Source organism: Candidatus Enterococcus wittei (genome assembly GCF_002140175.1).
Classification (GTDB): Bacteria; Bacillota; Bacilli; order Lactobacillales; family Enterococcaceae; genus Enterococcus_B; species Enterococcus_B wittei.
Map to the genome: position 1 here is coordinate 1 of NZ_NGMO01000007.1, position 6,758 is coordinate 6,758.

General features: G+C 36.7%; 6 protein-coding genes. 3 read left to right on the forward strand and 3 right to left on the reverse strand.

Translation table 11 applies throughout. The features are described from left to right. Nucleotides 1-183: 183 nt before the first annotated feature. Entirely contained in the window at nucleotides 184-720 is a 537-nt protein-coding gene (locus A5844_RS13680; RefSeq protein WP_161972793.1) for a phenolic acid decarboxylase, read from the reverse strand. A gap of 102 nt (nucleotides 721-822) precedes the next feature. On the opposite strand from A5844_RS13680, the gene A5844_RS13685 reads away from it, so the two are divergent. After that, on the forward strand, nucleotides 823-1,377 hold the full coding sequence (locus A5844_RS13685) for a PadR family transcriptional regulator (RefSeq protein ID WP_086285713.1): 555 nt from the start codon (nucleotides 823-825) through the stop codon (nucleotides 1,375-1,377). 120 nt (nucleotides 1,378-1,497) lie between these two features. On the opposite strand, the gene A5844_RS13690 is transcribed toward A5844_RS13685, so the two are convergent. Then, nucleotides 1,498-1,971 (reverse strand): MerR family transcriptional regulator, encoded by a 474-nt coding sequence (locus A5844_RS13690; RefSeq protein ID WP_086285714.1) that lies wholly within the window; start codon nucleotides 1,969-1,971, stop codon nucleotides 1,498-1,500. A gap of 137 nt (nucleotides 1,972-2,108) precedes the next feature. On the opposite strand from A5844_RS13690, the gene A5844_RS13695 reads away from it, so the two are divergent. After that, the gene (locus tag A5844_RS13695) at nucleotides 2,109-3,581 is read left to right on the forward strand and encodes an MDR family MFS transporter (protein ID WP_086285715.1); all 1,473 of its coding nucleotides are present in this window, start codon (nucleotides 2,109-2,111) and stop codon (nucleotides 3,579-3,581) included. After that, nucleotides 3,578-4,285: a DUF4811 domain-containing protein gene (locus A5844_RS13700; protein WP_086285716.1), complete on the forward strand. Its 708-nt coding sequence runs from the start codon at nucleotides 3,578-3,580 to the stop codon at nucleotides 4,283-4,285. The genes A5844_RS13695 and A5844_RS13700 overlap by 4 nt, the downstream gene beginning before the upstream one ends. Nucleotides 4,286-4,406: 121 nt before the next feature. On the opposite strand, the gene A5844_RS13705 is transcribed toward A5844_RS13700, so the two are convergent. Beyond that, complete coding sequence (locus A5844_RS13705; protein WP_086285717.1) at nucleotides 4,407-6,743, reverse strand: ABC transporter ATP-binding protein/permease; 2,337 nt, start codon at nucleotides 6,741-6,743, stop codon at nucleotides 4,407-4,409. Between the last annotated feature and the right edge of the window lie 15 nt (nucleotides 6,744-6,758).

The window sequence follows — 6,758 nt, forward strand, 5'->3', positions numbered from 1 at the left end:
ATAAAAAATAGAATGAGCAAGACAATTACAGTCAGGCGGAAAATCCGAAACCACTCGTTTCAGATTTTTTACCTGACTGTAATTGTCTGTATTTGAAAGAACATCGGATTTTCGAGAGGAAAAACCTGTATCCGTTTTTTTTTATTTTAACTAATAAGACATGGAAAAAGAATAGATTGTTTCTTATTTTTTGTTTATGCGGTGGTAGTTTTCATCAAAGTATCGACCTTCACGGATATCGTTTGTCATTCCTTCATAAGGCGCTTCGCTGATTACATCTTCATTATCTACACCAGCTTGCCCCATATAAGAGATTGAAGCAAATTCTGGTACAACCAATTTTGGATAAGTTTCATATTTTTCACGAGCAGCTTCCATTTCAGCAATATGCTCATTTTGGAAAGTAACCGTAATTTCTGGGTGTTCTTCCACCCATTTTGGAAAGAAGATCGTTCCGTGAAGTTTTTTCTCATTAGGCATGAAATCCAATGCGACATCTGTTCCAGTTGGTTCAGTCCAAGTAATCTTAAATACACCATCTGTTAATTTTACAATATCGGCTTCTTGATCTTTCACCCAACGTCCTCGGACCATCCCCCCATGGATACGATAGTCAACGGTGTGATCATTTTTTGCATACCATTCATATTCCCAACCATTGTCATAAGTATAAATAAAATGCGTACCAATAAAATCCTCTAAATTTTTGTATTCTTTCATCATTTTCACCTCTGTTAAAATTAAAACATGTAATAAAATACATGTTTTTGGTTACTTAGCTATGATAGAATGATTTCAAAGAACTGTCAAGGGGGTATTAGGATGGCTAGAAAAAACACGCTACGCTATATTTTGTTGGGCTTATTGAGTAAAAAAAGTAGGACTGGGTATGAATTGAATCAAGCTTTTCAACATGAAATCGGTGAATTCTGGCAAGCGAAACATAGCCAAATTTATCCAGAATTGGCAAAGATGGAAGAACAGGGTATTATCAAGCATGAAGTGGAAATATCAGGTGTAAAATTAGAAAAGAAAATCTATCAATTAACAAAAGCGGGGGAAGAATTGTTAAATGAATGGATCCATACACAGACAGAAGAACTTCCACCAAATCGAGACGAATTTGTCTTGAAACTCTATTTTGTCAAAGATATCAACGACCCCACTTGGGTGGAGATCATCAAGCAGCAAAACAAACTTCATAAAGAAAAAAGAGAACATTTAATTCAGCGTCAAAAAATGATTTTTCCAACAGAAAAAGAGCAACACGAAAATTATGGTCATTATCTGATTCTTTCCCATGCAATCAATCGTGAAACAGAATACATCAACTGGTTGACTGAAGTTTTAGAAAAAGAAAGTAAACGAAAAAATTAATAGAAATTGAGATCAAACTTTTAAACCTCAAAATAAGCCGAAGAATCCAAAAATAGCTTTCCCATTTTTGGATTCTTCGGCTTATTTTTCACCTAGAAATGTAGCCAAAATATCTTAGATTTATCCTAGATTGTCAACGATTTGTTGCATGTCAACAGTTTGATTAGCAGGAATGATTTGATAGATCATTTGATCTGTCTGATCGTCATGGATGATACAAAGTTGTTCATTTTCCTTGAAGTTTCCAATCAAAAGAAGGGTGTATCGTTCATCAATCAATTCGATTTCTTTAATTGATTTCGAAAAAACTTTACGGACGTGTTTCATTTTATTTAAGCGATTTTGAGCTTTTTCAGCAGCTTTCGTTAAGGTATATCCTTCGTCTAAATACTTTTTGATGATCTCTACTTTCACAACTGTAGGTAAGCGATATTTTCTTGGACAATTGCTGTCTGCTGTAACAGACTGAATAAAGCCTTTGTGTTCCCAGTATCTCAATTGACGAGGGGAAACACCAACGACCTCACTCAATTCACTGATTCCTATCAATAATTGGTCATTTTCTAATAAACGTTTAAGTGAAGCTCCCACCATTTTTCGCCCCTCCTTTGTTTAGTCATTTCCCTTAATTATACTTTTGTTGACTCTTGTGTCAAGCAGGTTGACAAAACGTAAGAATAGGAATAAAGTATTTTAGTAGTTTCAGAAAAAAATCAGAAAGAAGGAGAAATATGAGTAAAAATCAACCTGTAGATATTTATGGGAAACCATATAATCGTACTCTCTTAGTCGTTGTTTTATTGATTGGTACTTTTTGTACGGTTTTAAATCAAACATTGTTGACTACTGCCTTTCCGACATTAATGAAAGATTTTGATATTTCAGCTTCTAGTGTGCAATGGTTGACCACTGGTTTCTTATTGGTCAATGGGATCATGATTCCGATTACAGCATGGCTAATCAACAAATTTAGTTCTAGAAAATTATATCTTTCAGCAATGACATTGTTTTTGATCGGAACAATTACTTGTTTTATTGCACCAAACTTTAGCACTCTATTAGCTGGACGGTTGATCCAAGCTTGTGGTGTTGGGATCTCTATGCCATTATTGCAAAATATTATGTTGTCCATTTTCCCACCAGAAAAAAGAGGTTCTGCTATGGGGATGTCAGGGATCGTTATCGGTTTGGCACCAGCATTAGGACCTACTCTCTCAGGTTACATCATTGATAACTATCATTGGCGTGATCTTTTTGGAATGGTTATTCCGATTGTGGTACTTGTATTAGTGTTAGCATTTTTCTTGATGAAAAGTGTGATCCCATTATCCAATCCTAGTATTGATATTCTTTCAGCTATTTTATCAACGATTGGTTTTGGTAGTTTGCTTTATGGATTCTCAAGTGTCGGTGATGCTGGTTGGGGAAGTACCAAAGTTATTAGTTTCCTAGTGGTCGGTGTGATCTTTATTGCTGTGTTTGCATGGCGTCAACTTCACTTAGAACAACCATTCTTAGAATTACGAGTATTTAAATCATCAACCTTTACGATTGCGGCTATCTTAGCAGGGGTCACAAATATGGCAATGGTTGGGGCTGAAATGGTCGTACCTTTATATATCCAAAATATTCGTGGTGAATCTGCTTTTCATTCTGGCTTGATGTTACTTCCTGGGGCATTAGTCATGGGGGCGATGATGCCAATCACAGGTGCTATTTTTGATAAACATGGGGCAAAACGTTTAGCGATTGTAGGGATGTTCATCTTAACAGCAGCAACAGCACCATTTGCTTTTCTGACAGCAACAACACCGGTTTTATATATCGTCGTTTTATATGCGATCCGAATGTTTGGGATCTCTATGGTGATGATGCCAGTCACGACTTCAGGAATGAACGCTTTACCAAATAGTCTGATCAGTCATGGGACTGCTGTGAATAATACTTTCCGCCAAATTGCTAGTTCGATCGGAACTGCGATTTTGATCAGTGTGTTGACCAATGTAACAAAAGGTAACTTACCTTCAAAATCTATCTTGAATAGCACACCATTGGCTTATAAAGATCAAGCAATCAACGCAACTTTATCTGGTTACCATGCAGCCTTCTTCGTGGCAATCATTTTTGGGATCCTTGGATTCATCATCGCCTTCTTATTGAAGAAAAAAGAACCGATGGTCGTGAAAGCGGGGGATCAATTATGATTATTTTCGTATTGATTGCAAGTGTCATCGCTTTTGCTTTAACGAACGTATTTGCAAAAAGAGTATGGCAAACATTATTATCTTTCATTTTCGGATTGATTTTCGTTGTTTCATTAGGACTGATCGTGGCAAATGTTGCCACTCATTTTGGAATGGAAAAGGTCACTGAAACAAAAACAACACCGATTTTCTCCAGCGTAAAGGAATCTGAAGTAAATATGCTTCTATATAAAGCTTTAGGTGACGGATCTGAAAAAGTATATTTATATCGAACAGATGAGCAACAAGAAAAACCAAAAGCGACTGGAACGGATAAAGAAACGAATAAAGTAGAGCAAACAGAGGGGCAAGCAGAAAAAGTTAGTAAAACTACACGTTGGGTATACAAGAATGATCAGTATAAATTCTGGTTTGGAATAGCAGACAATAATCATGAGTACGCGCATCGTGTCAATATCTTCAAGATTCCTGCAAACTGGATCGAATTAAGTACTGATCAAGCTGCTGACTTAGCCAAACGTGTAGAAGAACAAAAAACTACCATGGAAAGTGAAGCCAAAGCTTATGTTCAAGAAAATTTGATGCAAGCTCTCGCAGAAAATCCAGCAATGTCTCAAGAAGAACAACAGCAATTAACGAAAAAGCTAGCAGCAGATTTTCAAAAACAAGCACTAGCAAAGATCGTTGAAGAAGTAAAAAAATAAAATATTGAATCCTTGAATGAAAAACAAATAAGACGGGGTACAAGAAAATCACTTTTTGATTTTCTTGTACCCCGTCTATTACGTGCAGCTATTTTTTATAATGAAGGGATTATTCTATCTTTTATTCAGCTCTTAAGGCTATAGCTGCATCTTTTTTCGCTGCCATACGAGCAGGAAGGTGTCCGCCTAGCATCGTTAAGATCGTAGATACAATGACTAAAACCAGAGCATGCATAGGGTTTAATTGGGCAACATTTTTTAAATCGGTCATGTTGTACAAGATACTGTTGATTGGGAATGTGGCCAGCCAAGCAATCAATACCCCTAATAGACCTGAAGAAATACCTAAAATGCAAGTTTCCGCATCGAATACTCGGGTAATATCTTTCTTACGAGCACCTAAAGCTTTAAGGACACCGATTTCTTTTGTCCGTTCAATCACGGAAGTATAGGTGATGATACTGATCATAATCATACTTGTGACTAGTGAAATACCAGCAAAAGCAACTAAGACATAGGTGATGGCATCCATTATACCGCCAGTTAATTCAGTCATCGTGCCAGCTAGATCAGAATAGATGATTTTATCTTCTTCTGATTTTCCTTTGTTGTAAGCGTCTAAATAATCTAGAATTTTTTCTTTGTCGTTGAAATTATTTGGATAGATCATAATACTTGAAGGTAAGCTGTTGCCACCTAAATAACTGATCAATGTTTGTCTTGTTGAATCATCGACTTTTTCTGTTGTCAATACATTGATATCACTATTTTTTTGAGCTTGGACAATTTCTGAATCCTTGTTTTTATTGACGATTTCTGTTGTTAGTTGATCACTATAGGCGATACCAGGAGACAATAGGTCCATAGTCGAAGAAGACTTCACACGTAAAATCCCGGATATTTTCACTTCATTTGCTGAATCTTGATACATTGCTTCGTAATCTGTATTCGGAATGAAGTTTCCTGTTGGGAGTTTTCTATAGTACGTATTGTTATCGACTAATTTAAGTGTGGTTCCCACAATGTCGTCAAAAGGCAGTTTTTCTCCATCTTTGACATCAAATCCTAGATTTTTCAATGCGTTGATATTGGTGTTGTTGTTTCCATCAACGATCAATACGACGTCATTTGGTGAAGAGGGGTAACTTCCTGATAGTAAGGAATAGTTTGACTCTAAAAAGTTATCTTTTTCGTTATCCAGTTGAGTTGGAAAACTAGATACACCGATACCAGTCATTGAAGACATCGTATTTGAAAAAGAGAGTGATTCTGAGTCGGGATTTTGATTGGAGAAGCTCACTGGTTGTACTTCACCATCGATATCTCGTAGCAAATTGATGCCAGTCGTACGTGTAAAGCCAATGTTATTACTTAGATCAGGATCAATGTCTGAGACATAATCAATATATGCTTGATCGATTTTATTAGTATGTTGAGAACGATCTTCATCGCTGATCTTTGCAGTGATTGTTTGACTATCTGGATATTTTGCTTTGCTTGAACGTAAATTATCTGAATCTGATGGTGGACTGGTCGTTACTTTTGAGATGGTAATCGGAAACTTTGCCAACGTCTCAGATTGTGTTTGATCAATTTGTTTTTGGAAACCAGAAGATAAAGATAGGACAATAGCAATCCCGATAATCCCGATACTTGAAGCAAAGGAAGTTAAAAATGTCCGTCCTTTTTTTGTACGGATATTATTGAACGATAATTTTAGTGCAGTCCAAAAACTCATCTTCGTACGTCGTAAATTGAATTGATCATCTTTAGGACGTTCGATATGAGGATTGGAATCGGAAACGATTTTTCCATCTGAAAATTCAATGATCCGATCAGCATAATGATGGGCGAGCTCAGGGTTATGAGTCACCATGATCACTAGTTTTTCATTGGAAAGTTCCTCGATCAATTCCATGATTTGAACACTTGTTTCGGTATCTAATGCGCCAGTTGGTTCATCGCACAAAAGAATATCTGGATTGTTGGCTAATGCTCGAGCAATGGCCACACGTTGCATTTGCCCTCCCGATAATTGATTGGGTTTTTTATTCATATGTTCATTGAGCCCTACACGGCGTAAAGCTTCTTCTGCTTTTTTACGTTTTTCCTCCTTGGCAACACCACTTAGTGTCATCCCAAGTTCCACGTTTTCGATAATGCCTAAATGTCCGATCAAATTATAACTTTGAAAGACGAATCCGATGGAATTATTGCGGTATGCATCCCAATCGTTATCTTTAAAATCTTTGGTTGATTTTCCATTAATGACCATATCCCCAGAGTCATAGTTATCGAGCCCACCGATCACATTCAACATCGTTGTTTTACCAGAACCACTTGGGCCTAAAATCGCCACAAATTCTTTTTTCCTAAAAGAAACGGAGACACCGTCAAGGGCTTTTGTAGTTGTTTCCCCAACTTTGTAATATTTCTTTATCTCTTTTAATTGTAACATGTTCACCCTTCTTTC

Excerpts from the sequence above, each read along its gene's own strand:
- A5844_RS13690 (WP_086285714.1), bottom strand. The coding sequence starts at position 1,971 with ATGGTGGGAGCTTCACTTAAACGTTTATTAGAAAATGACCAATTATTG.
- A5844_RS13700 (WP_086285716.1), top strand. The coding sequence starts at position 3,578 with ATGATTATTTTCGTATTGATTGCAAGTGTCATCGCTTTTGCTTTAACG.
- A5844_RS13680 (WP_161972793.1), bottom strand. The coding sequence starts at position 720 with ATGAAAGAATACAAAAATTTAGAGGATTTTATTGGTACGCATTTTATT.
- A5844_RS13685 (WP_086285713.1), top strand. The coding sequence starts at position 823 with ATGGCTAGAAAAAACACGCTACGCTATATTTTGTTGGGCTTATTGAGT.
- A5844_RS13705 (WP_086285717.1), bottom strand. The coding sequence starts at position 6,743 with ATGTTACAATTAAAAGAGATAAAGAAATATTACAAAGTTGGGGAAACA.
- A5844_RS13695 (WP_086285715.1), top strand. The coding sequence starts at position 2,109 with ATGAGTAAAAATCAACCTGTAGATATTTATGGGAAACCATATAATCGT.